The sequence below is a fragment of the Aeribacillus sp. FSL K6-3256 genome (assembly GCF_037965805.1).
Classification (GTDB): Bacteria; Bacillota; Bacilli; order Bacillales; family Aeribacillaceae; genus Aeribacillus; species Aeribacillus composti.
Genome location: NZ_CP150188.1, coordinates 1,585,148 through 1,610,258, shown reverse-complemented (window position 1 = coordinate 1,610,258; position 25,111 = coordinate 1,585,148). Strand labels below are relative to the sequence as shown.

At 39.6% G+C, this 25,111-nt stretch carries 21 protein-coding genes; 8 read left to right on the top strand and 13 right to left on the bottom strand.

Translation table 11 applies throughout. The features are described from left to right. Positions 1-352: 352 nt before the first annotated feature. The 3 genes from pyc to NSQ84_RS07745 form a co-directional block, all read right to left on the bottom strand. Positions 353-3,796 (bottom strand): pyruvate carboxylase, encoded by a 3,444-nt coding sequence (pyc, locus tag NSQ84_RS07755; protein ID WP_063389662.1) that lies wholly within the window; start codon positions 3,794-3,796, stop codon positions 353-355. 69 nt (positions 3,797-3,865) lie between these two features. Continuing rightward, positions 3,866-5,038 carry an FtsW/RodA/SpoVE family cell cycle protein gene (locus tag NSQ84_RS07750; protein ID WP_130158289.1) on the bottom strand — a complete coding sequence of 391 codons (1,173 nt, stop codon included), beginning with the start codon at positions 5,036-5,038 and terminating at the stop codon, positions 3,866-3,868. 227 nt (positions 5,039-5,265) lie between these two features. Beyond that, positions 5,266-5,550: a YlaN family protein gene (locus NSQ84_RS07745; RefSeq protein ID WP_063389660.1), complete on the bottom strand. Its 285-nt coding sequence runs from the start codon at positions 5,548-5,550 to the stop codon at positions 5,266-5,268. 280 nt (positions 5,551-5,830) lie between these two features. Here NSQ84_RS07745 and NSQ84_RS07740 point away from each other — a divergent pair, with 280 nt between their 5' ends. Further along, entirely contained in the window at positions 5,831-6,328 is a 498-nt protein-coding gene (locus tag NSQ84_RS07740) for a hypothetical protein (protein ID WP_063389659.1), read from the top strand. A gap of 284 nt (positions 6,329-6,612) precedes the next feature. Here NSQ84_RS07740 and NSQ84_RS07735 read toward each other — a convergent pair whose 3' ends face one another. Further along, positions 6,613-7,941, bottom strand: coding sequence for a PhoH family protein (locus tag NSQ84_RS07735; protein ID WP_066250245.1), 1,329 nt, complete (start codon positions 7,939-7,941; stop codon positions 6,613-6,615). 271 nt (positions 7,942-8,212) lie between these two features. On the opposite strand from NSQ84_RS07735, the gene NSQ84_RS07730 reads away from it, so the two are divergent. Continuing rightward, positions 8,213-8,812 (top strand): YhcN/YlaJ family sporulation lipoprotein, encoded by a 600-nt coding sequence (locus NSQ84_RS07730; RefSeq protein WP_063389657.1) that lies wholly within the window; start codon positions 8,213-8,215, stop codon positions 8,810-8,812. A gap of 553 nt (positions 8,813-9,365) precedes the next feature. Then, positions 9,366-9,566, top strand: a complete 201-nt coding sequence (locus NSQ84_RS07725; RefSeq protein WP_063389656.1) for a YlaI family protein — start codon at positions 9,366-9,368, stop codon at positions 9,564-9,566. Positions 9,567-9,653: 87 nt separating this feature from the next. Here NSQ84_RS07725 and NSQ84_RS07720 read toward each other — a convergent pair whose 3' ends face one another. Next, positions 9,654-9,974, bottom strand: a complete 321-nt coding sequence (locus NSQ84_RS07720; protein WP_232515525.1) for a YlaH-like family protein — start codon at positions 9,972-9,974, stop codon at positions 9,654-9,656. Positions 9,975-9,997: 23 nt separating this feature from the next. Further along, entirely contained in the window at positions 9,998-11,836 is a 1,839-nt protein-coding gene (typA, locus tag NSQ84_RS07715) for a translational GTPase TypA (RefSeq protein ID WP_130158515.1), read from the bottom strand. Between the two features lie 149 nt (positions 11,837-11,985). Between typA and NSQ84_RS07710 the strand changes: the two genes are divergently transcribed. Continuing rightward, the gene (locus NSQ84_RS07710) at positions 11,986-12,171 is read left to right on the top strand and encodes a DUF5325 family protein (RefSeq protein ID WP_130158513.1); all 186 of its coding nucleotides are present in this window, start codon (positions 11,986-11,988) and stop codon (positions 12,169-12,171) included. A gap of 461 nt (positions 12,172-12,632) precedes the next feature. On the opposite strand, the gene NSQ84_RS07705 is transcribed toward NSQ84_RS07710, so the two are convergent. Beyond that, entirely contained in the window at positions 12,633-13,427 is a 795-nt protein-coding gene (locus tag NSQ84_RS07705) for an inositol monophosphatase family protein (RefSeq protein ID WP_063389652.1), read from the bottom strand. A 163-nt stretch (positions 13,428-13,590) separates the two neighbouring features. On the opposite strand from NSQ84_RS07705, the gene NSQ84_RS07700 reads away from it, so the two are divergent. Continuing rightward, positions 13,591-14,226 carry a DUF1054 domain-containing protein gene (locus tag NSQ84_RS07700; protein ID WP_063389651.1) on the top strand — a complete coding sequence of 212 codons (636 nt, stop codon included), beginning with the start codon at positions 13,591-13,593 and terminating at the stop codon, positions 14,224-14,226. A gap of 50 nt (positions 14,227-14,276) precedes the next feature. Here NSQ84_RS07700 and NSQ84_RS07695 read toward each other — a convergent pair whose 3' ends face one another. Continuing rightward, entirely contained in the window at positions 14,277-15,242 is a 966-nt protein-coding gene (locus NSQ84_RS07695; protein ID WP_063389650.1) for a nitronate monooxygenase family protein, read from the bottom strand. Between the two features lie 197 nt (positions 15,243-15,439). Here NSQ84_RS07695 and NSQ84_RS07690 point away from each other — a divergent pair, with 197 nt between their 5' ends. Beyond that, complete coding sequence (locus NSQ84_RS07690) at positions 15,440-16,912, top strand: aminotransferase class I/II-fold pyridoxal phosphate-dependent enzyme (RefSeq protein ID WP_063389649.1); 1,473 nt, start codon at positions 15,440-15,442, stop codon at positions 16,910-16,912. Positions 16,913-17,085: 173 nt separating this feature from the next. Next, entirely contained in the window at positions 17,086-18,015 is a 930-nt protein-coding gene (locus tag NSQ84_RS07685) for a DMT family transporter (protein WP_130158511.1), read from the top strand. 735 nt (positions 18,016-18,750) lie between these two features. Here the strand turns inward: NSQ84_RS07685 and NSQ84_RS07680 are convergent. Further along, a complete protein-coding gene (locus tag NSQ84_RS07680; protein ID WP_082830423.1) occupies positions 18,751-18,882 on the bottom strand; it encodes a GapA-binding peptide SR1P in 132 nt (43 codons plus the stop codon). 499 nt (positions 18,883-19,381) lie between these two features. Between NSQ84_RS07680 and NSQ84_RS07675 the strand changes: the two genes are divergently transcribed. Further along, positions 19,382-19,756, top strand: a complete 375-nt coding sequence (locus tag NSQ84_RS07675) for a hypothetical protein (protein WP_066250224.1) — start codon at positions 19,382-19,384, stop codon at positions 19,754-19,756. Between the two features lie 284 nt (positions 19,757-20,040). Here NSQ84_RS07675 and lpdA read toward each other — a convergent pair whose 3' ends face one another. The 4 genes from lpdA to pdhA form a co-directional block, all read right to left on the bottom strand. Further along, entirely contained in the window at positions 20,041-21,456 is a 1,416-nt protein-coding gene (gene lpdA, locus NSQ84_RS07670; protein ID WP_066251282.1) for a dihydrolipoyl dehydrogenase, read from the bottom strand. A 3-nt stretch (positions 21,457-21,459) separates the two neighbouring features. Beyond that, the gene (locus tag NSQ84_RS07665) at positions 21,460-22,758 is read right to left on the bottom strand and encodes a dihydrolipoamide acetyltransferase family protein (RefSeq protein WP_063389644.1); all 1,299 of its coding nucleotides are present in this window, start codon (positions 22,756-22,758) and stop codon (positions 21,460-21,462) included. A gap of 74 nt (positions 22,759-22,832) precedes the next feature. Continuing rightward, the gene (locus tag NSQ84_RS07660; protein ID WP_063389643.1) at positions 22,833-23,810 is read right to left on the bottom strand and encodes an alpha-ketoacid dehydrogenase subunit beta; all 978 of its coding nucleotides are present in this window, start codon (positions 23,808-23,810) and stop codon (positions 22,833-22,835) included. 2 nt (positions 23,811-23,812) lie between these two features. After that, on the bottom strand, positions 23,813-24,934 hold the full coding sequence (pdhA, locus tag NSQ84_RS07655) for a pyruvate dehydrogenase (acetyl-transferring) E1 component subunit alpha (protein WP_063389642.1): 1,122 nt from the start codon (positions 24,932-24,934) through the stop codon (positions 23,813-23,815). Between the last annotated feature and the right edge of the window lie 177 nt (positions 24,935-25,111).

The following is a 25,111-nucleotide window of genomic DNA, read 5'->3' as shown; positions in this document are numbered from 1 at the left end:
AGAAAAAACCCGCTTCGCTTCCTCCCAAGCGACTGTTAAAAAGCTCAGTTTTCCCATAAAAAAGAGATTGACTGTTTTTTGCCAATCCCCGCTATGTAATATATGAAAAATTTATTTATGAATTTGAATCGACTCGCTTCAAAACATATCCGATTAAAATGCTATAAATCAAAACCGTACTACCGACAAAAAGCATTGTCATGTCGTCACAGCCTTTCTTGAGAATGATTTTCATCATTAATTAAAGAATAACATGAGTGAAAATCATTTTCAATAGTTTTTTCGAAACGAAGTTTTAAATTTTAAAATTTTACATAAAAAAACCAGCCAAAAATGGCTGGCACAAAATTTATTATTTAGTGATTTCGATTAACAAATCACCTGTTTGAATAGCTTCTCCGCTCTTCACATAAATATCTTTAATAACACCTGCAAACGGAGCTTGAACAGTCGTTTCCATTTTCATTGATTCAGTGATCATTAAATGATCGCCTTTATTTACTTTTTCGCCTTTTTCTACCAAGACTTTAATTACTGTTCCAGGCATAGATGCTCCAATATGTTCAGGGTTTTGCGGATCTGCTTTGACTCTTTGCTGAACAGTTGATTTGATGCTCTCGTCTTTAATGACAACCTCACGCGGCTGGCCGTTTAATTCAAAGTACACGATCCGCGTTCCATCAGGCTGCGGTTGGCCAATGGAAACTAGCTTCACAATCAGCGTTTTTCCTTTTTCAATTTCCACTTCAATTTCTTCGCCTAAACGCATTCCGTAGAAGAATGTCGGTGTATCTAAAACAGAAATGTTTCCATATTGTTCATATGTTTTCAAATATTCCGTGAACACTTTTGGATACAGTGCATAAGCGATCGTCTCGTAAGGCGTCGGCTCACGATGGAGCAGCTGCTCCAGCTCTTCTTTTAATGCTTGGAAATTAACCGGCTCCAATAGCTCACCAGGTCTAACTGTAATCGGCTCACGGCCTTTTAAAATCACGCGCTGGAGCTCTTTCGGAAAGCCTCCGTACGGCTGGCCGAGATATCCGGCAAAAAATTCAATGACTGAATCTGGGAAGTCAAGCGATTCTCCACGCTCATATACGTCTTCTTCCGTTAAATTGTTCTGAACCATAAAGAGCGCCATGTCACCAACAACTTTTGATGACGGAGTTACTTTGACAATATCACCAAACATTTGGTTGACGCGGCTGTACATTTCTTTCACTTCCTCCCAGCGGTCACCCAAACCTACAGCCTTCGCCTGCTGCTGCAAATTGCTGTATTGTCCGCCAGGCATTTCATGTACATAAACTTCTGAATGAGGAGCTTTCATGCCGCTCTCAAAGTCTTGATAATATTTGCGCACTTCTTCCCAATATTGAGACAGCTTTTCCAATGATTGAATGTTAACATTCGGTCTTCTTTCCGAACCTTCAAGCGCATAATATAAAGAATTGGCACTTGGCTGAGAAGTTAAACCGGCCATTGAGCTCAACGCCGTATCTATAATATCGACCCCTGCTTCGATCGCTTTGGCATATGTGTAAATGCCGTTTCCGCTCGTATCATGTGTATGCAAATGAATTGGCAGATCGACCGTTTCTTTTAACACTGAAATAAGCTCATATGCCGCCTGTGGCTTCAACAATCCTGCCATATCTTTAATGCCTAAAATTTGTGCGCCTGATGCTTCCAATTCTTTTGCCATCTGTTTGTAATAATTCAAATCATATTTTCTTCTTGTTGGATCGAGAATATCCCCTGTATAACAGATGGCTGCTTCGGCAATTTTTCCGGTTTTTCGGACAGCATCGATGGCAAGGGTCATCCCTTTTACCCAGTTTAAGCTGTCAAAGATTCTGAACACATCAATGCCTGCTTCCGCTGATCTTTCGACAAATTCTTTAATTACATTATCTGGATAGTTTTTATATCCGACAGCATTCGATGCGCGCAAAAGCATTTGCAGAAGCAAGTTTGGCACATGCTTTCTGACAATTTGAAGTCTTTCCCACGGATCTTCTTTTAAAAAGCGATAGGCAACATCAAACGTTGCTCCTCCCCACATCTCAAGCGAAAACAGGTTTGGAAGCAATCTCGCAGTAGGTTCAGCAATCTTTTTAATGTCATTTGTACGCACGCGAGTTGCCAGCAATGATTGATGAGCATCTCGGAAAGTCGTATCCGTCAACAGCACTTGTTTTTGTTCTTTTACCCATTTAACAAGGCCGTCGACTCCTTCTTTCTCTAAAATTTGTTTCGTTCCTTCTGGAATAGGCTCCGATAATTTTACGTGCGGAATCGGTGGCTCATCAAATACTGGTTTTTTCTTTTTCCCGATGCCTGGAAAACCGTTCACCGTCACATTCCCAATATATGTGAGCATTTTTGTTCCCCGATCTCGTTGTTTCGGGAAAACGAACAGCTCAGGCGACGAATCAATAAAGGACGTATCATATTCTCCAGATAAAAATTTCTCATGTTTAATGACATTTTCCAAAAAAGGAATATTTGTTTTTATTCCGCGAACTCGAAATTCTCTTAAATTTCGAATCATTTTTCTGGCAGCTTGCTCAAACGATAGCGCCCATGTCGATACTTTTACAAGCAATGAATCATAATAAGGTGTAATAACAGCGCCTTGGAAGCTGTTTCCGGTATCCAATCGAACGCCAAAGCCGCCTCCGGAACGATACGCCATAATTTTTCCAGTGTCCGGCATGAAATTGTTCAGCGGATCTTCCGTCGTCACCCTTGCTTGAATAGCATATCCCCATGTTTTAATGTCTTCCTGTCTTGGAATTCCAACTTCCGGGCTGTGAATTGAGTGGCCTTCTGCCACAAGAATTTGTGTTTGAACGATATCTATCCCCGTAATCATTTCAGTAATTGTATGTTCTACTTGAACACGCGGATTTACTTCGATGAAATAAAAGTCATCGCCGGAAACTAAAAATTCCACCGTACCTGCATTGACATAGTTGACATTTTTCATTAACCGTACAGCCGCTTCGCAAATTTTATCCCTTAATTCCTGCTTTAAAGAAACGCTTGGAGCAACTTCCACGACTTTTTGATGACGACGTTGAACAGAACAGTCCCTCTCATAAAGATGAACAATGTTTCCATCGTGGTCACCAATGATTTGCACTTCAATATGCTTCGGATTTTCGATCAGCTTTTCTACATACACTTCGTCGCTGCCGAATGCTGCTTTTGCTTCCGATTTAGCCCGTTCATAAGAATCCTTTACTCCAGCCTTTGAACGGACTATGCGCATTCCCCGGCCTCCGCCGCCAAGAGCAGCTTTAATGATAAACGGATACCCGTATTCTTCACCAAACTGAATCACTTCATCCAAGCTTTTGACTGGACCGTTGCTGCCTGGAATGACTGGAATTCCGGCCTTTTCCGCCTGATGTCTAGCTTTCACTTTATCGCCAAACATATCTAAGTGCTCTGTTCTAGGGCCGATAAAAATGATTCCGGCTTCTTCGCATTTTCTAGCAAATTCGATATTTTCAGATAAAAAACCGTATCCGGGATGAATAGCATCCACGTCATGAGCTTTTGCAATTTCAATGATACCGTCAATATCGAGATATGCTTCGATCGGTTTTTTTCCTTCGCCAACTAAATAAGCTTCATCTGCTTTATATCGATGATAAGAACCTGAATCTTCCCTGGAATAAATTGCAACGGTTCGGATATTCAATTCATTGCAAGCTCGAAATACCCGAATCGCGATTTCTCCACGATTTGCTACTAAGATTTTTTCAATTTTTCTGTTCGTCATATAAATCCCCCTTGCAGTGTATATTAGATTTTCAAGAAAATAAAACTAGAGCAGCATATGGCGGAACGATTACATGCTTGCAATTTCTTTTTCTTTTTTATATTGCTCCCGGTAATTGACAAACATTGAAACATTCACTAACAATCCCATCGATATTAATAGTACTAATAACGATGAGCCTCCATAGCTGACAAACGGCAATGTAACACCAGTGATCGGGATCAGCCCTGTCACTCCTCCCAAGTTGACGGCCGTTTGAATAGCGATCATGCTTGAAACTCCTACAGCAATCAATGTACCAAACGGGTCGGTGCATTTTCTTGCAATATAGAGGCCTTTTAAAACGATAAACGCCAAAAGCGTAAGAACAAATAATACACCGAAAATACCTAGCTCTTCCGCTACAACGGCCATAATAAAATCAGTGTGCGCTTCCGGCAAATATCCGTATTTTTGCACGCTTTCCCCCAGTCCCAGTCCAGTAAGACCTCCGGATCCGATCGCAATATATGAATTGACGAGCTGATAACCTGCTCCGTCTTCATGTTCAAATGGATCCGTATACCCTGTAAAGCGGGAAAGACGTTCTTTACTAAAAATATCATCGGCCTTAAATAAAATGAGCGGACTTAGCAGCAATAAGAAAAATAAAGCAAGCAATACTAACTTTAACATGTTTTTGATGCCCATACCTGAACATAAAATAATAGACAAGGCTATCATTCCAATAATGAATGATGTCCCAATGTCAGGCTGAAGCATAACAAAAACGCAAATCAATACGGTAAAGATTACCGGAGGCAATGCTCCCTTTCCGAAGTGCCATATGTACGATTGCTTTTTTTCGTATACAGCTGATAAATAAATAATGGCGGAAAGCTTGACAAATTCTCCCGGCTGAATGGCTCTTCCGGCAACTTTAAACCAGCTTTGCGCACCGCCGGCAACATGTCCAAAAATAAATAACAGCCCGAGAACAGCAATCGATCCAAAAAACAAAATTCTTATAAATTTTCCGTTCAGCAGAGCGCGGTACGGAAAAAACATCATAACTAGAAAGGCTATCGTTGCAAGCAGGAGCGAGGACAATTGCTTGCGAAAAAAATAATCGCTTTCCGTATAATACCTCGTGACTGCCATGATCATACTTGAACTGTACACCATGACCAAGCCGAAACCGCATAATAAGAAAACTGCTAAAATAAGCGAATAATCATATGATTTTAAAATTCGTTTCAACATGTTCATCTTCCTTACGACTTGCTGCTCTTCTTGTTGCAAAATAAATACACAGTCATTGTTTTCATAAGTGTAAAGAAAATTTATTTTCTATTATACTTTGAACAATTCATTTTCTCAATGGCAAAATAAAAATTACGAAGGAACACCTATTGTGGAAGGTCGATATGAGAAATGGAAAAGATAAAATAAAAGCCCAAACCTTTTTTTTACCGGTTTGAGCAAGCTTTTTATTTTCGTACAAATGCCTCGTGCAGAGCTGACAGCTCACGCTCAAGCTCATCAAGCAGAGCTTTTCCCTCGCGTTCTTCAATCAGTCCTAGTCTGACAGCAAAGTCAATTTCCCGAGATAATCCGAACATTTGCGTATCTAAAACCTCTTCATAAAGAGGACATTGAGGCATTGTCAAATTGTCCATTTGTACTTTAATCAATTTCATGATTTTATCTGCATCCGCCTTTAAAAGCGAAAGAGCCTTTTCCCGGTGACTAAGAACCATTTCAAATGATGCCATCTGAATCCCTCCGTTCCCCATTAAGGAATCCCTATTCTATCTATTAATATTAAATGTTATAAAGGAAAATTGCAAGGAAACACGCACCCTCCTTCCCTAATAATTTTAAAGTTGTTCATATATATGTATGAACCTTCCAAAAAAATGCTAGAAGAATTTGTCTGATTGATTTGCCGCGTCTGGACTCAGCCGCCTGACTGTCGCCTTTTTGAACTGAAATGGACAACGGAATGTGACAAAATCCATAAAAGCGCTTATACTTTAACGTGGAGGGATGCTCATGAGCGATATTATTCAAATAAAAGGGAATGTAAAATTTCCAATTACTTTGGACCCAGGTGTTTGGATCTTTGATGACCGCCGCATTGATTTAAATACATATTTTGATCAAGGCCGCAAAGAGGAAAACATAGAAGAGGACTATGTGAAAAAAACAGCAAATCAATGGCAACGGGAGATTCAGGAGGGAGCTGTATTTCCGCCTACTTTAAAAACGGAACAAAAATTTGAAAAAGAAAAGGTGCTTACCGGGACTTTTGGCATGCCGCTTAAACCGTTTTTATCAAATGCTGAACCGTTAACGAACGCCAAAACGGTCGTTTTTGAAACCGAAAACGGCGAAGTCGAAATGCCGATTGAAAAAGCAGAAGAATGCATTTTGGCATTTAGCAAGGAAGGAAAACCGCTAAAAGAAGACGGCCCTGTCCACATCATTTACGGAGATGGCTCGAACCGCAATGATCCAATTAAAAAGGTGAGAGCAATAATCGTAAAATAATTTTTTGGGGTGTCTAATAAGTCGTTTTTACGGCTTATTGACGCCCCCATTAATGTTTTAGAAACGTTGATATATCGGTGTTTATGATTTTTTGTTTTCAATGGCGATTTGACTTTCTGGACAGTCCCTTTTTTTCCATCGCTCACAATTTGAGTAGAATCGCAAATGTTAGCGCAAAAAATCTTTTTGGATGCTGCAAAGAGCCTAAGATAAATCAGCTTCTGCAAAGCTCACACTTTTATCTCTGACCCCTGAGGCTTTTGAAACTACAACATCTCACTTTTTCATAACAAATCTGCTGCTATTTGCGCCAATTGGGATCGTTCGCCTTTCAGTAATTTTACATGTCCCGCAATTGCTTGATCTTTAAATTTTTCCACTACATAGGTCAACCCATTGTTATATTCGTCTAAATAAGGATGATCAATTTGTCCTGGATCCCCCATCAACACAATTTTGCTTTTTTCGCCAACTCTTGTTAAAATCGTCTTCACTTCATGTTTCGTCAAATTTTGCGCTTCATCGATGATGATAAATTGTTCCGGGATGCTCCTGCCGCGAATATAAGTCAGCGCCTCCACCTCGATCGAATTCATACCTGCTAAAATCGCATCAAGCTCGCCAGCTTTTTTCGTATTAAATAAATATTCTAAATTATCCCATATCGGCTGCATCCAAGGCCTCAGTTTTTCTTCTTTTTCTCCCGGCAAAAAACCGATATCTTTTCCCATTGGAACAATTGGTCTGGCGACAAGAAGCTTTTTATATGATTCCATGTCTTCTGTTTGCATCAGCCCGGCCGCTAAAGCCAAAAGCGTTTTTCCTGTACCTGCTTTGCCGATCAAAGTCACGAGCTGAATATCGTGTCTCATTAATAGTTCGAATGCCATCGTTTGTTGAACATTTCTCGGCTGAATTCCCCAAACATGGTCATGCTGAAAAACAAGCTTTTTCAATCTTTTCCCTGTTTTATCGACAATCCCAATGGCAGATGATTTGCCTCCTAAAGCATCCTTCAGCAAAATAAATTGATTCGGATAAAAAGGATGATTGGTTATTTCCGACAGCAGCAGCTCATTTTTCTCATAAAATCGGTTTAAGTTTTCCATACTTATGTAAAGGTCAAGAAACCCTGTATAGATATGGTCAATTTCTACTACACGATCGCTCAGAAAATCTTCAGTATGAAGTCCAATCGCATCTGCCTTCACTCTCACTAAAGCATCTTTGCTGACTAAAATTACCGATTTTCCATCTTTCTTTGATTGCTCTTCCAATGATAAATTTTTGGCTACTGCCAAAATTCGGTTATCATTTGTTTTTTCCACGAAAATCTCCTGCAGATCATGAAACGAACGATGATTTAATTCAATTCTTAAAGATCCGCCGTTTGGCAGAGGAATTTTTTCGTGCAATTTCCCTTGTTCCCTCAACTGATCAATGATTTTTGAAACTTGGCGCGCATTTCGTCCAACTTCATCCATATATCTTTTTTTGGAATCCACCTCTTCAAGAACAACGGCAGGTATTACAACTTCGTGCTCATCAAAGGAAAAAATGGAATTCGGATCCTGCAACAAAACATTCGTATCCAGCACATATATCTTGCCCAATCTTTCTTCCTCCCTCATCCGAAATTATTGGAGGCTTCCTTAGCTAAAATATATGTCTTTATGAATAAAGATAGAAGGTTTATTAAACAATAAATAAAGAAAGATGCTGCCTAAGCCGATGTCTTCTACAATCCAGTCGGGAGTTAACTCCGAAAGATTCAGGCTTCTTTATAAGTTTTGTAACTAGAACCAATGTTATTCGTCAAAGACGGAAGCACGAAATAAGTAATGGATTACTTTACACCTTACTTGTAAGAAAAGGAGTGATAGCATGCGCAGCTTTTTGATGTTTATTTTGCTTGTCGGCTTTATTTTAAACGGTTGTTCCACAAACGAAAATGCACGAGAGGAAAATCGTGGTGAAAACTATTCAAGAACAATTACTGTCAAAGATTCCGTGCGGGAAAATGTTGATCGCAAATCCGGCCAGGAAATCGCCCGCCGCTTGGCAAAAATAGCCGAAAATGTTCCAGATGTAAATGATGCAACTGCAGTTGTTCTTGGAAATTATGCAGTCGTCGGAATTGATGTCGACAAAAAGCTGGATCGTTCAAAAGTTGAATCGATTAAGTATTCCGTTGCAGAATCATTAAAAAACGATCCTTACGGGGCTTATGCTGTAGTTATTGCCGATCCAGACACAAATGAACGAATCCGCCAAATTGGAGAGGAAATTCAAAACGGCCGGCCCATTGGCGGCATTCTAGATGAGCTCGCTCAAATTGTCGGAAGATTGATGCCGGATCTTCCTGGTGACGCGACAGACAATCAACAAAAGCAGCCGATGAATGAAAAAGATCAGCTTCCGAAGTCAAAAAATCAAGAGCTGAATAAAGAACAGCGTGATCAATCAAACCAAAAACAACAATAAAGACATTAAAACGCTTAAGTCCGAAGCTTAAGCGTTTTTCATTGCTTTCAACACCTTTTAGTCAAAATCCGATGATATTTTGTCATATTTAATAAAATAACAACTCATAAAACATTGTTTCACTATCGACCTGCTCGGCTGAAGATCAGTATGTCTATTCATTTTAATAATAGCTTGACTATCGCCGGATGATTCACGATCCCAAGTCGGAACGGAAATGCAAATGGCTCTGGTTTGGATAAAGAGTATTGACCTGTCTCACAATGTTTTTTGCAATGCTCGAAAGTGGCTCAATAGCTTATTTTTCTGTCTTTTCTTATAGAAATTGTATTGTGTGTAAGTCCTATAAAGCCGCTGCTGGCTTGATTCTTTTGCAAAGTTGCAAAAGAAATTGTGTGAGCGGAAGCAAAACGTGATATACTATGCGAGAGGCGAGTGAGTATAGAGGCGTGTTGTCTGAAAGCAATCCAAACTATCATCGAAGCCTTTTGATGCTGAGACGAACAACGTTGTACAAAGCTTAAAAATTTGATTAGAAAGTGTGAGAAGCAAGATGAAAGTCAAATGTGTTTTATGCGATAAAATCGAAACAATTGATGACGAATCATTGAAGGCAAAACAGCTGAGGAATAGACCGATTCATACATATATGTGCAATACTTGCTATAATCGAATTACGGAAAAAACAAACAAAAGACTATCAACCGGAAAGTTCCGTTTGTACCGCGAAAGAAAAAGGAATGAGCTTTTTTGAGAACAGAAAAATACTCAGAAAAAAGTTAAACAGATGAAGGTGGTGCGCACTGGCACATACCGACATCTGTTTTTATTTTCTTTAAAGCTATGTGTTGTTTTCATTTTTTTTCGAATAGTAAAGCCGAATTTTATATATGCTTAAAATAAGGACAGCGACTACCAATCCTTCTGCAATCGGCAGAAAAATTGCCAAAAACGTCAGCACCGTACAGCCCAAAGCGAGAAATAAATAGATTATAGCAGACTTTAAAATCGGGAGCTTCTTAGCAAATCCCAGTTTATATACAATAATTGATAAAATCAGAATGGTAATATACAAATACCACATTCCGACATCATGCTGCTCATGAACACGGAAAAGACGCGCAAAAAAAGACAGCCTTTCAATTACTTGTTCTTCTGTCACTACGTCCCTCCCCCTTTCACTCATTAGCTTTGATTTGACAGTTTTTTCTTTTTCGCTGCTTTTTCCCTCTCGTTTTTATCCAAGATTTTCTTTCTTAAACGAATCGATTGAGGCGTGACTTCACAATATTCATCATCATTTAAATATTCAAGTGCTTCTTCCAACGACATAATCCGAGCTTTTTTCATTCCGACCGTTTGTTCTTTCGTCGAAGAACGGATATTTGTTTGTTGTTTTACTTTACATATATTTACAACAAGGTCATTTTCACGATTATGTTCACCTACGATCATCCCAGCGTACACGTCTGTTCCGGGTTCAACGAAAATCGTTCCGCGATCTTCGACCTGTTGAATGCCATAAGAGGTAGCTTTTCCAGTTTCCATTGAAACAAGAACCCCTTGACGCCTTCCGCCAACTTGTCCTTTTTGCATAGGCTGATACGAGTCAAACGAATGGTTTATGATGCCGTATCCTCTTGTTAAAGACATAAATTCGGTCGTGTAGCCGATTAATCCGCGCGATGGCACCATAAAAATCAAGCGGACTTGTCCATTTCCGTTATTGATCATGTCGACCATTTCCCCTTTGCGCGCGCCCAATGATTCCATGACAGGACCTGTGTATTCCTCTGGAACGTCCACCTGCACCCGTTCAACCGGTTCGCAAAGTACTCCATCGATTTCTTTTACAATTACTTCAGGCTTCGAAACTTGCAGCTCATACCCTTCCCTGCGCATGTTTTCAATTAAAATGGATAAATGAAGCTCGCCTCGCCCTGATACTATCCATTTATCCGGGGAATCCGTCGGCTCCACTCTTAGCGAAACATCTGTTTGCAGTTGTTCATGCAGCCTTTCTTCGATTTTTCTCGCCGTCACATATTTTCCTTCTCTGCCTGCGAAAGGACTGTTGTTAACTAAAAACGTCATTTGCAGCGTCGGTTCATCAATCCGAAGAACAGGTAGCGCCTCTTGATGATCAACTGGACAAACCGTTTCCCCGACATTAATGTCTTCCATTCCAGAAACAGCGACAAGATCACCAGCTTTTGCCTGTTCAATTTCCAATCGTTTTAATCCTTTAAATCCAAACATTTTCGTAACACGGAAATGCTTCACACTTCCGTCAAGCTTCATTAATGCGACTTGTTGTCCGACTTTCATCTCTCCGCGAAAAATGCGGCCGATGCCGATCCGCCCAACATAGTCGTTGTAATCCAGCAGCGCCACCTGGAATTGAAGGGGTTCTGAGCTGTTATCAACAGGTGCAGGAATATGTTCGATAATCGCATCAAATAGAGCTTCCATATTTTCATCCTGTTTAGTTGGATCTGTGCTTGCCGTTCCGTTGATGGCCGAAGCATAAATAACCGGAAATTCTAATTGATCATCGTTTGCATCAAGCTCAATAAACAGCTCAAGCACTTCATCGACAACTTCTTCAGGCCGGGCAAACTCTCTGTCAATTTTGTTCACGACGACAATCGGTGTTAAGTTTTGTTCCAACGCTTTTTTCAAAACAAATCTTGTCTGCGGCATGCAGCCCTCATAGGCGTCGACAACTAGCAGCACGCCATCGACCATTTTCATAATTCGTTCTACTTCTCCGCCAAAGTCGGCATGACCAGGCGTATCTAAAATATTAATGGTCGTTCCTTTATATTCAATCGCCGTATTTTTGGCTAAGATGGTGATTCCGCGCTCGCGCTCCAAGTCATTGGAATCTAATGCGCGCTCCGCCACTTGTTCATTTTCCCTGAACGTTCCTGATTGGCGAAGCAATTGGTCAACCAATGTTGTTTTCCCATGGTCTACGTGCGCGATAATAGCAATATTGCGTAAGTCGTTTCTAACTTTCACACTGTCATCTCCTATTTGCTAAACTGAACCTAGGCTATTATACCATAAATACTGTGGAAACGTTGAACGTTTTTCGATAAACTAAAGATGGAAAGAGGCTTAAAGGCTATTAATGGTTTTCGTCTTGGATTGATGAAAGGAGGATGGGAATGGGCAACGGAAAATGGATATTTTGGGTTCTCGCCACCATTGCGGCGCTGCTTATTGTGTTGGTCGGCTTTGCAATAGGGGCTGGCAGCCTGTTGGGAGTAGTTGTTAGCATCATTGGAATTATTATAGTATTTGGACTCGGCTTTACCCAAAAAAAGAAAATGCGAGAGAGAGGATTATTATAAAGAATTTACATCTTGGCATCGGCCATTTTATACTTTCAAACGGTTTATGATACATAGATCGTCCCCTCTACTGATAGAGGGGCTTTATTACATGGCATTAGTTTCTTTCAAACCTACAAAGACCCATCTTTTGTTTCACAATATGTTCGGTTTTAGCTAAAACTCATTTACAATAGCCTTTTTCAAAAGACCAGCCAGAAATGGAATGGATAAAAAAAAGTTCCATTTTATGTAAATTTTTAAACAACCCGATTTTTAGCCCTATTTACAAAACGTTGATTGCTACAACATTTCATTGCTCCACACTTGTTCCATTTTTCTCGCCTGCCATCACGATGTGAAGTTTGCCGAACGATACCAATTCTTTCATATTTTTATAAGAGACTTTTTATACTGCTTTCTTCATGCTTGTTTTTTAGCAAGCTATGATGATCTATAAGCTGTCAACAGCATTTGCAGCTTTATATTTTCCCTTTAATATACTCCTCGATAATTTGTTGATGAATGGTTTGGTTAGCGGTGAAAATGCTTTGCTTTTTAAGCAAATCGACTGGTTTTCCGTCAAGCGTTGTCGTAACCCCGCCTACTTCGTCGACAAGGATTAAACCTGCCGCAAAATCCCAAGGAGCAAGTCTCATTGTAATATAGCCGTCCAGCTTGCCTGCAGCTACATAGGCAAATTCAAGAGCGGCTGAACCAAATGATCTCGTTCCTCTTAAACGTTTGACAAGCGGACTTAATATTGCTGGGTCAATTCGTCTGTTTTCCACCAGCCATGATGCATTCAAGCCGATGATGGATTCTTCTATTGTTTTCTTTTGTAACGGCGGAAGCTCCGTTTTGTTTAAATAGGCGCCGTTCCCCCTTATCGCATGGTACATTTCATCTCTGACGACATCATAAATCAGTCCTATTTGACCGACACCATCCGCAAAAACAGCAACCGAAATGCAGAAATTCCGCTTTTGATGTACAAAATTCATTGTTCCGTCAATCGGATCAATTATCCAAACGATACCGTCCAATGATTTCAATTCATGACCGGAACCTTCTTCTCCTAAAATGCTGTGTTCCGGAAACGTTTTGCGAATATTTTCCCAAAAGAAATGCTCTACTTCCCGGTCAATATTCGTCACTAAATCGTTTGGACTTGATTTCGCTTCAACGACCAGCTTTTGTTGAAATGATTGGCGAATTCTTTCACCAGCCTCATAAATCCATTGCTTTGCTTTTTGATCTATTTCATGCCAGTTCATCTATCTTACCCACTTTCTATTCAATCACCTTTTTTAGCATACTGTAAAGAAATGGAGAAAATCAAGTTTTTCACCTTTATCATTGCAATATTTCACCCACATTATTTTTCTTTCTCTGTCGGTTTGTGCTACAATGTGGACAAACAACACAAGGAGGATTTTTATGGATTTTGTGCCATTTGTGAAGGAAGATTTTGAAGTTTTTCAAATAGACGGTTTAGAAGCGAGAATGGATGAGCTAAAAAAACGGGTGCGCCCAAAACTTGAAGCGCTGGGACAGCATTTTGCACCTACTTTGTCTGCTTTGACGGGAGATGAAATATTTTATCATGTAGCAAAACATGCCCGCCGTACCGTTCATCCTCCCAATGACACATGGGTTGCATTTGCAAACAGTAAACGGGGTTATAAGAAGCTCCCTCATTTTCAAATCGGATTATGGAGCACACACGTCTTTGTTTGGTTTGCCATTATTTATGAATCCCCTGTGAAAGAAGAAATCGGAAAACAATTTTTACAGAATTGGCAGCAAATTCGAAAGCAAATTCCTGAAGATTATTTCTGGTCAGCCGATCATACAAAACCGGATGCGGAAAAACAAAAAAATTTATCTGACGAAGATTTTCAACGAATTTTTCAACGTCTGCAATCGGTGAAAAAAGCAGAAATGTTATGCGGCATCAACCTTCCAAAAAATGAAGTTCTCTCCATGAGCAGGGAGCAATTTTTGGAAAAGGTTGACGAGACGTTTAAAACGTTAATGCCGCTTTATCAAATCACACAAAAAAGCACTGTTTAAAAATGGTCAGGATGCGCTGCATCGCTGACCATTATTTCTTTTGAAAACAATTAAGCAATGCTGGACCATTTCCGCCTTATCTCTTTCGCCTGTTCAATGATTTCGTCAAACAGTTCCGCAACAGACGGAATATTTTTTACCAGCCCTATAGATTGACCGGCCCATGCGTATCCTTCCTCGATTTTGCCTTCATAAATATATTTTTTGTTCGCTTCTCCACTAATGAAATCTTTTAGCGACTCATAATCTCCTCTTTCTCTTTCAATTTCCAAAATTTTTTCGGTCCAATTATTTCGAAGCGCCCGACCTGGTGCCCCTAACGACCTTTTAATAATGACGGTATCAAGTTCAGTACCGTTGACAATTGCTTCTTTATATAACGGGTGTGCATGAACGCATTCCTTCGTTGCAATAAAACGAGTTCCCATTTCAATCCCTTCAGCTCCAAGAGCCAATGCTGCCATTAGTCCCCTCCCGTCCGCAATGCCTCCAGAAGCAATCACCGGTATGGAGACAGCTTCCACTACTTGTGGAATTAATACGAAATTGCCGATATCGTCTTTTCCTAAATGACCGCCGCCTTCCTGTCCGACGACCATCACTGCATCTGCTCCAAGCTCTTCCGCTTTCTCCGCTTGTCTTCTTGCCGCAACGAGAACTAGTTTTTTTACATCGACACCTTTTAATTGGTCAAAAAGCGGAGCCGGGTTCCCGCCAGTGATGGAAATGACCGGCACTTTTTCTTCAATCGCCACATCAAGCATATCGGAAAATGGACGGCCATGCTGACCGATGGCGAAGTTCACTCCAAACGGCTTATCCGTTTTTTGTTTCACCTTCCGTATTTCCTCTCGAAGCGCAGCTGGATTCGGAAGAGACATAGCCGTGATCTGACCGAGCCCTCCTGCATTGCTTACTGCACTTGCTAATTCTGAATACGCTAAATAAGCAAGTCCCCCTTGAATGATCGGATATTTAATCCCTAGCAGTTCGGTAATTTTTGTTGAAAATACCATGTTTACCCCTCCCCATTTCGTATTATTCTTTTTCCACGCATTAAATTCCTTCTTTATAAAAACGTAGCTCAAACAAAGAGAAGCACAAAGATATTAAAAACCATATTTAATGCCTTTTGCAGGTTTTAAAGGAAAGTGCTATAATTTCATTTGTTTTTAATTTTGGGGAACCTTTAAAAAGTAGGTGAAAAGGAAAATTGTCACAGCATGATACACCATTGTTTACAGGTCTTTTAGAACATATTCAAAAAAATCCAATTCAATTTCACATTCCCGGCCATAAAAAAGGAGCCGGAATGGAGCCAAAATTCCGAGAATTTATCGGACATAATGCTCTCGCGATGGACTTAATTAATATCGGTCCTTTGGATGATCTTCATTCGCCAAAAGGAATTATTAAAGAAGCACAAAAATTGGCTGCTGAAGCTTTCGGGGCCGATCACACCTTTTTCTCGGTACAAGGTACGAGCGGAGCCATTATGACAATGGTCCTGTCGGTTTGCGGACCTGGAGATAAAATTATTGTTCCAAGAAATGTTCATAAATCGGTCATGTCAGCAATCATTTTTTCAGGGGCTTCCCCCGTTTTTATACATCCTGAAGTGGATAAAAACCTCGGCATTTCTCACGGAATAACGACAGAATCAGTTGAAAAAGCTCTTCAGCAATATCCTGATGCAAAAGGGCTTTTAGTCATTAATCCAACGTATTTCGGAATCTCAGCTGATTTAAAACAAATCGTAAATATTGCTCATTCATATAATGTCCCTGTTCTTGTAGACGAAGCGCACGGCGTCCACATTCATTTTCATGACAAGCTGCCATTATCCGCCATGCAGGCAGGGGCAGATATGGCGGCAACTAGCGTTCATAAGCTGGGAGGATCGATGACGCAAAGCTCTATTTTAAATGTTCGGGAAGGTCTTGTGTCTCCTGACCGTGTTCAATCGATTTTAAGCATGCTGACTACGACATCGACATCCTATTTGCTTCTTGCATCACTGGATGCAGCTCGAAAGCAGCTGGCAACGAAGGGCTATGAATTATTAGAGCAAACGATTCAATTGGCGAATCAGACAAGATACGAAATTAACAAAATTGATCATCTATATTGTGTAGGAGAAGAAATTTTGGGAACGAATGCAACGTATGATTATGATCCGACAAAATTAATTATTTCTGTGAAAGAACTAGGCATAACGGGATATGATGCAGAGCTGTGGTTAAGAGAACAATACAACATTGAAGTGGAGCTTTCCGATCTGTACAATCTGCTCTGTCTGATCACGCCCGGTGATACAGAATATGAAACATCACTTTTAATAAAAGCGCTTCGTGCTTTGTCAAAAGAATTTTCCCATCAGGCAAACAAGCAAGCGGAAGTCTCTGTCCTTCTGCCCGATATTCCTGTTTTGGCGCTGACACCTAGAGATGCTTTTTATGCAGAGACGGAAATGGTGCCTTTTGAACAATCTGTCGGACGCATTATTGCAGAATTTGTCATGGTGTACCCACCGGGCATACCGATTTTCATACCAGGAGAAATCATCACTAAAGAAAATTTACATTACATCCGAAAAAATTTAGATGCCGGCCTGCCTGTTCAAGGTACAGAAGATCCAACTCTTTCCTACATTCGCGTTATTAAAGAGCATAAACCGATTAAATGAGAAATCGCTGAAGAAGCTTTATAAATCCATACATTCGAGGACAAGTCGAAAAACGGATGAAACCAAATTTTGCTGAAGATCGATCATAAAATAATTTTGCTGCGGTAATGGCTAAAACCATTACCGTATTTAATTTATAATAATATTCAATTCTTTTAAAAGGAGCGACAACAATGAAAGAATATCAATTTCCCGTTCCGCCTATTTTTATTTTACTAATTGGTGTTATTTCTATTTCATTTTCTTCTATTTTTGTTAAATGGTCTGATGCGCCTGCATCTATATTAGGAATGTATAGACTGCTTTTTACGGTGATCGTTATGCTGCCGTTTCTCCCTTGGAAGAAAATCAAAACAGGAGCTATTAACATTCAATGGAAGGATTGGATTCAACTACTTTTATCTGGAATCTTCCTAGGTTTTCATTTCTTATTTTGGATGGATTCCCTTAGATATACAACAGTAGCAAGTTCAATGATTATAACTACATTAGAGCCTGTATTTGTTATGATAGGAGCTTATTTTATTTTTAAAGAGAGAACAAACCTTATTGGGATTGTGAGTATTTTTATAGCTGTTAGCGGTTCAATCATTATTGCATGGGGAGATATTAATCTTTCTACAAAAGCATTATATGGAGATTTCCTTTCATTAGCAGGAACGTTAGCAGTAGCCATTCATATGCTTTTTGGACAAGTATTATGCAAAAAAATTCCAACATCAATATATAGTTTTTGCGTGTTCTTTATAGGTGGATTTGTATTATTGATTTACAATCTTAGTTACGAGATCCCGCTGATTCATTATTCAGTTCATGATTGGGGCATATTTGTACTTCTAGCACTAGTCCCCAATATTTTTGGTCACGCATTATTTAATTGGCTTTTAAAATATTTGGATGCTACGACAATTTCAATGAGTATTTTAGGTGAACCAATAGGGGCAATTATATTAGCATACTTATTTTTAGGAGAAGCTACATCTATTTCCCAAATGATTGGCGGAGCGTTATCTTTAATTGGAGTCAGTATGTTTTTGAAAAATAAAGGACTTTCAAATAAGGAATTGACTACGAATGCTTCTGTAAAAAGTGCTAATACATAACTAAAAAATGGACGACGGCCTTCCTGCTTCGTAGGGAAGGTCTTTCATTAAAAAAACAGTTAATAGATGTAATGAAATATTTTTTGATAAACAAACGGTAAAACGGAAGCAATAATTAAACCTGTAACAATTGAAGATATGGTGAAGATGATGAACTCCCGAAGCGTTATTTCTTTCCTCTTAAAAGCGATGATGAATACCCTTATCATAGAAAAGACAGTAATAAATATAATAATTGCCGAAAAGACGCTTGCTGCCATTACCTCCATTGTAAAGCTCCTTTCACAAAAGTCCTTTAGCTACATTTTACCGCCTAATGAATGGAATAGACACCACTTTTTATACTTTTATTGAAAAGACATCGATAACAAACTTCGCTATATCGAATTGCTGCCAGTTCCAATATTGGCTGCGAAATTTGTCGTAAATCCAATAAATTTTTCATCCAACCTTTTATGCACAAGTGACATTTGGTATATGTTTCATCAATCTTTACAAACCGCACCGCTGTCGTTTTAACACTTAAAAACCGCAATGACCGTACTTACTGAAAAAGACAAAGGTGAATTGATAAAAAATGAATTCAAACGATGTTTTTCTGTCTTAGCTCTCAATCACAATCCTGCAAGCATCCATTCCATTAAGATCACCAGCATTTGCTTTACATAAAAAAAAGCTGCCTTAAAGACAGCCCATTTATCTTAAACCCCTTTGTTACACGTGTTATTCAATATGTTATTGATGATTGCTTTTTTTACGATTCTTTTCTGTACAGCAATTGTTGCATTTACCATACAATACCGTAACTTTTTCATCATCAAAGAAATGAATTGTTGAATTGCAGTCTTGACAGACAATTGTTCCCATCCTGTATTCCCCTTTTCCATATAGCGTCATAAAGAATAAAGTGGAGACAAAATGACCTGATAGTTATATATTAATATGTCACATTATATTCGTCAAGCAGAAAATTGTATAACACATTTATTTTTTTATGCATTAAAAAATATGTAAATTGATTTTATCCGCTACAATTAAAGTTTTGTACATTTTATATGGGGATGGGGACATTTTTTTGGTTCAAAGTAGCTTTCAAATGACCTTTATCTTTATGATCATTAGCATTACATGATGCTGAGTATGATCCATTACGTGCATCTAAAGTCTACAACCCAACAACTCAAACATTCGCTCTAGATATCATACTTCTCGTACACGATTTGAATTTTTTAATTTGTTTAAATAATATTTTATTTTTGTAACATTTGCATAACATTCAAAAGTGACGGAATTAAATATGTTAAAATGGCGTTAAGAAAAAATGAACACATTTTACCAGTTTTCTTTAAACGAAAGAGGTAGGACAATGGTGAAATTTATTGCATATACCTATACCGTTGCCGTACTGCTTCTATTGTCATCTTGTATTGCTGATCCGAAAGACGATCACTCGATTTCAAGCTCCGACAAAAAACAAATTCTTTTTTTTACCGACCAAAAAATGATGGAAAAAGAATCAATTTACTACGATGCTTTATTAGATTTAAAAAAACAATTTCCAGAGGAAATGGACAATATGATGATCTACCAAGCTGATAACCCTGAATCTAAGCGGTTTAATATTAAAACATATCCTTCCATTATCGTGATGGATCATGACGGCATCATTTTGCATATTAAAGGATCAGTTTCAACAAAAGATGAAATTGTAGAGCCGGTCTCAGAAGTGCTTTCCGAATAATGAGAATGTCGGTTTGAGGTAATTAAGCGCTGAGAAGATTCTTTAGTTAAATAGGATTTGTGCTCAAAATCTCTGCACAACATATTTTTGTGAAAAAACTTTCACAACAGTGAGAGAATTGTTCCATCATTTATTTTTCATCATAAAAAGGGGTTGTCCAAAAAGTCAAATCCCCATTGAAAACAAATAATCATAAACACCGATATATCAACGTTATTAAACATTAAAAGGGGCAGTCAATAAGCCGAAAAAACGACTTATTAGACTGCCCCCTTTGGGCTGCATTACTTATTTATAATATGAATCGGTGTTCCAAGTGCAAGTTCGGCAGCTTCCATTGCAATTTCTCCTAATGTCGGGTGGCCATGAATTGTCAAGGCAATATCTTCTGCCGTCATGCCTGCTTCGATCGCAAGTCCAAGTTCAGCAATCATATCTGATGCGCTGACACCTGCGATTTGAGCCCCAATAACAAGGCCGTCTTCTTTTCGTGTAATCAATTTTACAAATCCATCGGTTGCATTTAATGACAATGCGCGGCCGTTTGCTGCAAATGGAAACTTAGCTGCCACAATGTCAATTCCTTCGTCTTTAGCCTGTTGTTCCGTATATCCGACAGAAGCCAACTCAGGTTCTGAGAAGACAATGACAGGAATTCCGTTATAATCGATTTCAGAAGGTTTTCCAGAAATCGCTTCTGCAGCAATTTTCCCTTCATATGAAGCTTTATGAGCAAGTGAAGGTCCTGGAACGATGTCGCCGATAGCATAAATATTTGAAATATTTGTCCGGCACTGTTTGTCAATTTTAATGTAGCCTTTTTCATCGATTTCTACTCCGACTTGTTCGAGACCAAGTTCATCAGTGTTTGGTTTGCGTCCTACTGTAACTAAACAATAGTCCGCTTCCACTACTTGCTCTTTTCCTTTCGCTTCAAATGTCACTTTTACTCCGTCTTTTGTTTCTTCAACACCTTTTGCAAGTGCGCTAGTATGAATTTCGACATTTCCTTTTTTCTTCAACGCTCTTTTTACAAGAGCTGTCATTTGTTTTTCAAATCCTGGAAGAATTTCTTTGTCTCCTTCAATAATCACAATTTCAGTGCCGAAATTCGCATAAGCAGTTCCAAGCTCTATGCCAATGACTCCCCCGCCAATGATAACCATTTTTTTCGGAACTTCTTGCAGGGACAACGCTCCTGTTGAGTCAATGACTCGCTCAGAAAATTTAATGCTTGGAATTTCAATTGGACGGGAGCCAGTTGCAATGATTGCATTTTTAAATTTATACGTTTGAGCTGAATTCTCGTTTATGATTCTGACGGTGTTGCGATCAACAAAATATGCTTCGCCTTTTACAATTTCAACTTTATTTCCTTTTAAAAGGCCTTCAACACCGCCTGTAAGTTTTTTGACGACACTTTCTTTCCAAGCTTGCACTTTAGAAAAGTCTAGTGTTACATTTTCAGCTTTTATTCCTATATCTTCTGATTCTTTAGCCTCTACATAACGGTGTCCTGCACTAATTAATGCTTTAGAAGGAATACATCCAACATTGAGGCAGACGCCGCCAAGAGATCCTTTTTCAACGATCGTAACTTTTTGCCCTAATTGCGCAGCTCTTATTGCAGCCACATAGCCGCCGGGACCAGCTCCTATGACGAGAGTGTCAGTTTCAATCGGGAAATCTCCTACTACCATTTATTACGCCTCCATTAGTAATAATTGGGGATCATGCAATAAACGCTTAATATGGTTAAGCGCATTTTGTGCAGTTGCACCGTCGATCATTCGATGGTCAAAGCTTAAAGACAGCGCTAAAACAGGGGCTGCAACGATTTCTCCGTTTTTCACAACCGGTTTTTCAGAAATGCGTCCGAGACCTAGAATGGCTACTTCTGGATGATTAATGACAGGAGTAAACCATTGGCCGCCAGCGGAACCGATATTGGTTATCGTGCATGATGCGCCTTTCATTTCATTTGGAGTAAGTTTGCCCTCACGCGCTTTTGTTGCCAATTCATTAATTTCTGCAGAGATTTCAAAAATCGATTTTCGATCTGCATGTTTGACAACAGGAACTAAAAGTCCTTTTTCCGTATCAGCTGCAATTCCGATATTGTAATAGTGCTTATGAATAACTTCTTCTGTTTCATCATCAAACGACGTGTTTAATACTGGATATTTTTTCAGTGCCGATGTTAAAGCTTTGACAACATAAGGCAAATATGTAAGCTTAATGCCTTGTTCTGCCGCAATAGCTTTAAATTTCTTCCGATGTGCAACAAGCTCTGTTACATCGACTTCATCCATTAATGTTACATGTGGCGCAGTTTGCTTCGATTTAACCATCGCTTTTGCAATTGCTTTTCGAATACCGCTGATTTTCTCGCGGGTTTCTGGGAATTCTCCTTCAAGGACAACCGGAGCCGGCGCTGCTTTTTCTCCTGCCGATACGCCTGTTGCAGCTTCTTTTTCCACGTTTTCAACAGGTTTTGCTTCTTCTTGTCCACCTTTCAGATAAGCATCAATATCTTCCTTCAATATGCGCCCGCCGTTTCCTGAGCCTTGTACCAATCGAATATCAACGCCTTTTTCACGCGCATATTTTCGGACGGATGGCATTGCAATAACGCGTCGGTTAACATCTACGTCTTCTGAAGCAGACTGTGAAGCGTTGCTTTCCACTTTTTGCTCTTCTGTGGAAGGCTTTTCTTCTTTTGCTGCTTCACCGCTTTCATCGCCTTTTGATTGATTTTCATAACCTGGAGCATCAATTGTGACTAATACTTGACCGACAGTTGCAACTTCCCCTTCATTCACTTTTAATTCTAATACTTTTCCTTTTACAGGGGAAGGGATTTCAACAACTGCTTTGTCATTTTGCACTTCACAAAGAACATCATCTTCATTGATTTCATCACCAGGTTTGATAAACCATTTTACTATTTCACCTTCATGAATGCCTTCACCGATATCCGGCATTATAAATTCAAAAGCCACAGATTTCAACCTCCTAAATAATTTTCAGTTGATGGCCGAAAAGAAGAAAAGATGATGCTCCTCTTTTTAGCCAATTAGAAATTCAATGCTTTTTTAGCCGTTTCAACGATATCTTTGTAGTTTGGAAGCCATACATCTTCCGCTTGTGAGAATGGATAGACAGTGTCCGGAGCTGCTACGCGGAAAACAGGAGCTTCCAAGCTAAGAATCGCTCTTTCATTAATTTCTGCAACAACATTAGCAGCAATTCCTGCTTGTTTTTGGGCTTCCTGCACGACAATCGCGCGGTTTGTTTTCTCTACTGAAGCAATAATCGTTTCTATATCCAGCGGACTTACTGTACGTAAATCGATCACTTCTGCTGAAAAGCCCTCTTTTTCAAGTTCGTCAGCAGCTTTTAAAGATTCATGCACCATTGCCCCGTAAGTGATGATCGAAATATCTTTCCCTTCACGTTTTATATCCGCTTTGCCGATCGGAATTGTATATTCTTCTTCCGGAACTTCATCACGGAAGGAACGATAAAGCTTCATATGCTCCAAGAAAATGACCGGATCATTATCCCGAATTGCTGAAATAAGCAACCCTTTTGCATCATAAGGGGTGGAAGGAATAACGACTTTTAAACCAGGCTGCTGCGCCATCAAGCCTTCCAAGCTGTCCCCGTGAAGCTCAGGGGTATGAACGCCGCCGCCGAAAGGAGAACGAATGGTGATCGGAGCATGCCAGCGGCCCCCGGAGCGATAACGCAAACGCGCCATTTGTCCAGAAATGGAATCCATAACCTCATAAACAAAACCGAAGAATTGAATTTCAGCTACCGGACGAAAGCCTTGTGTGCTTAAACCGATTGCCAAGCCGCCAATTCCTGATTCTGCCAGAGGTGTATCAAAAACTCGGTCTGGGCCGAATTCTTTTTGAAGTCCTTCTGTTGCACGGAACACACCGCCGTTTACACCAACATCTTCCCCAAATACTAACACATTTTCGTCGTTTTTCAGTTCCGTACGCAACGCATCAGTGATTGCTTGAATCATTGTCATTTGCGCCATGCTCACTTCGACTCCTTCTCTTTATAAATTTCATATTGTTCTTTTAGGTTATAAGGCCAGCTTCCTTCTTCAAACATAATGTTGATTAAGTCTGTCACTTTTTGTTTTGGAGTTTCATCCGCTTTTTTGATTGCTTCTTTTATATCTTCTTTCGCCTTTTCGATAACTTCGTTTTCTTCTTCCTCGCTCCACAATCCTTTTGCTTGAAGGAAGTTTCTGAAACGAACAAGCGGATCTTTTGCCTCCCACTCGTCATCAAGCTCTTTTGCCCGATATCTCGTTGGATCGTCTCCTGCCATTGTATGCGGACCGTAGCGGTAGCATAATGTTTCAATTAATGTCGGACCTTCACCGTTTATTGCCCGTTCACGCGCTTCCTTCACAGCTGCATAAACAGCAAGCGGATCCATTCCATCTACTTGTATGCCAGGGATTCCAGCTGCAACAGCTTTTTGTGCAAGTGTTTCAGCTGAAGTTTGCACTTCTACAGGTGTTGAAATTGCAAACCGGTTGTTTTGAACGATGAAAATAGCAGGTGCTTTAAATGCCCCAGCAAAGTTTATTCCTTCGTAAAAGTCGCCTTGAGACGTTCCTCCATCACCTGTATACGTAACAGCAACTGCTTTTTTGCCGCGTTTTTTCAAGCCTAATGCTACCCCTGCAGCTTGCACATATTGGGCGCCGATAATAATTTGCGGTGAAAAAGCGTTTACGTCTTCAGGCATTTGGTTTCCATGAAAATGCCCGCGGGAATATAAAAATGCTTGATACAAAGGCAATCCATGCCAAACTAACTGCGGTATATCACGATAGCCCGGGAGAATGAAGTCCTCTTTTTCCAAGGCAAAATGAGAAGCAATTTGTGATGCTTCTTGTCCGGCAGTCGGTGCGTAAAAACCTAAACGACCTTGACGATTTAAAGAAATTGAACGCTGATCCAACACTCTGGTAAATACCATTCGTCTCATTAATTCCTTTAATTCTTCATCAGAAAGGGAAGGCATCGCATCTTCATTCACGACTTCGCCTTTTTCGTTTAAAATTTGGAACGTTTGGAATTCCTTGCGAATCGCATCAAATTGCTTTTCGCTGTCAACGACAACATTTTTCGCCTTTTTTGCCATTCAACACACCTCTTCGTTTCATTTTCTCAGCCTTTAAATTCATCCATAAAACTAGATTACCCCAAATTGTTCATGGAGACACACATTGCGGATCTTTAATTGCCAAAATCGTCAAGTACATTGCAAGATCGCTTTACAAACTGTATTAATTTTTTTATTTAAAATAGTAATACACAT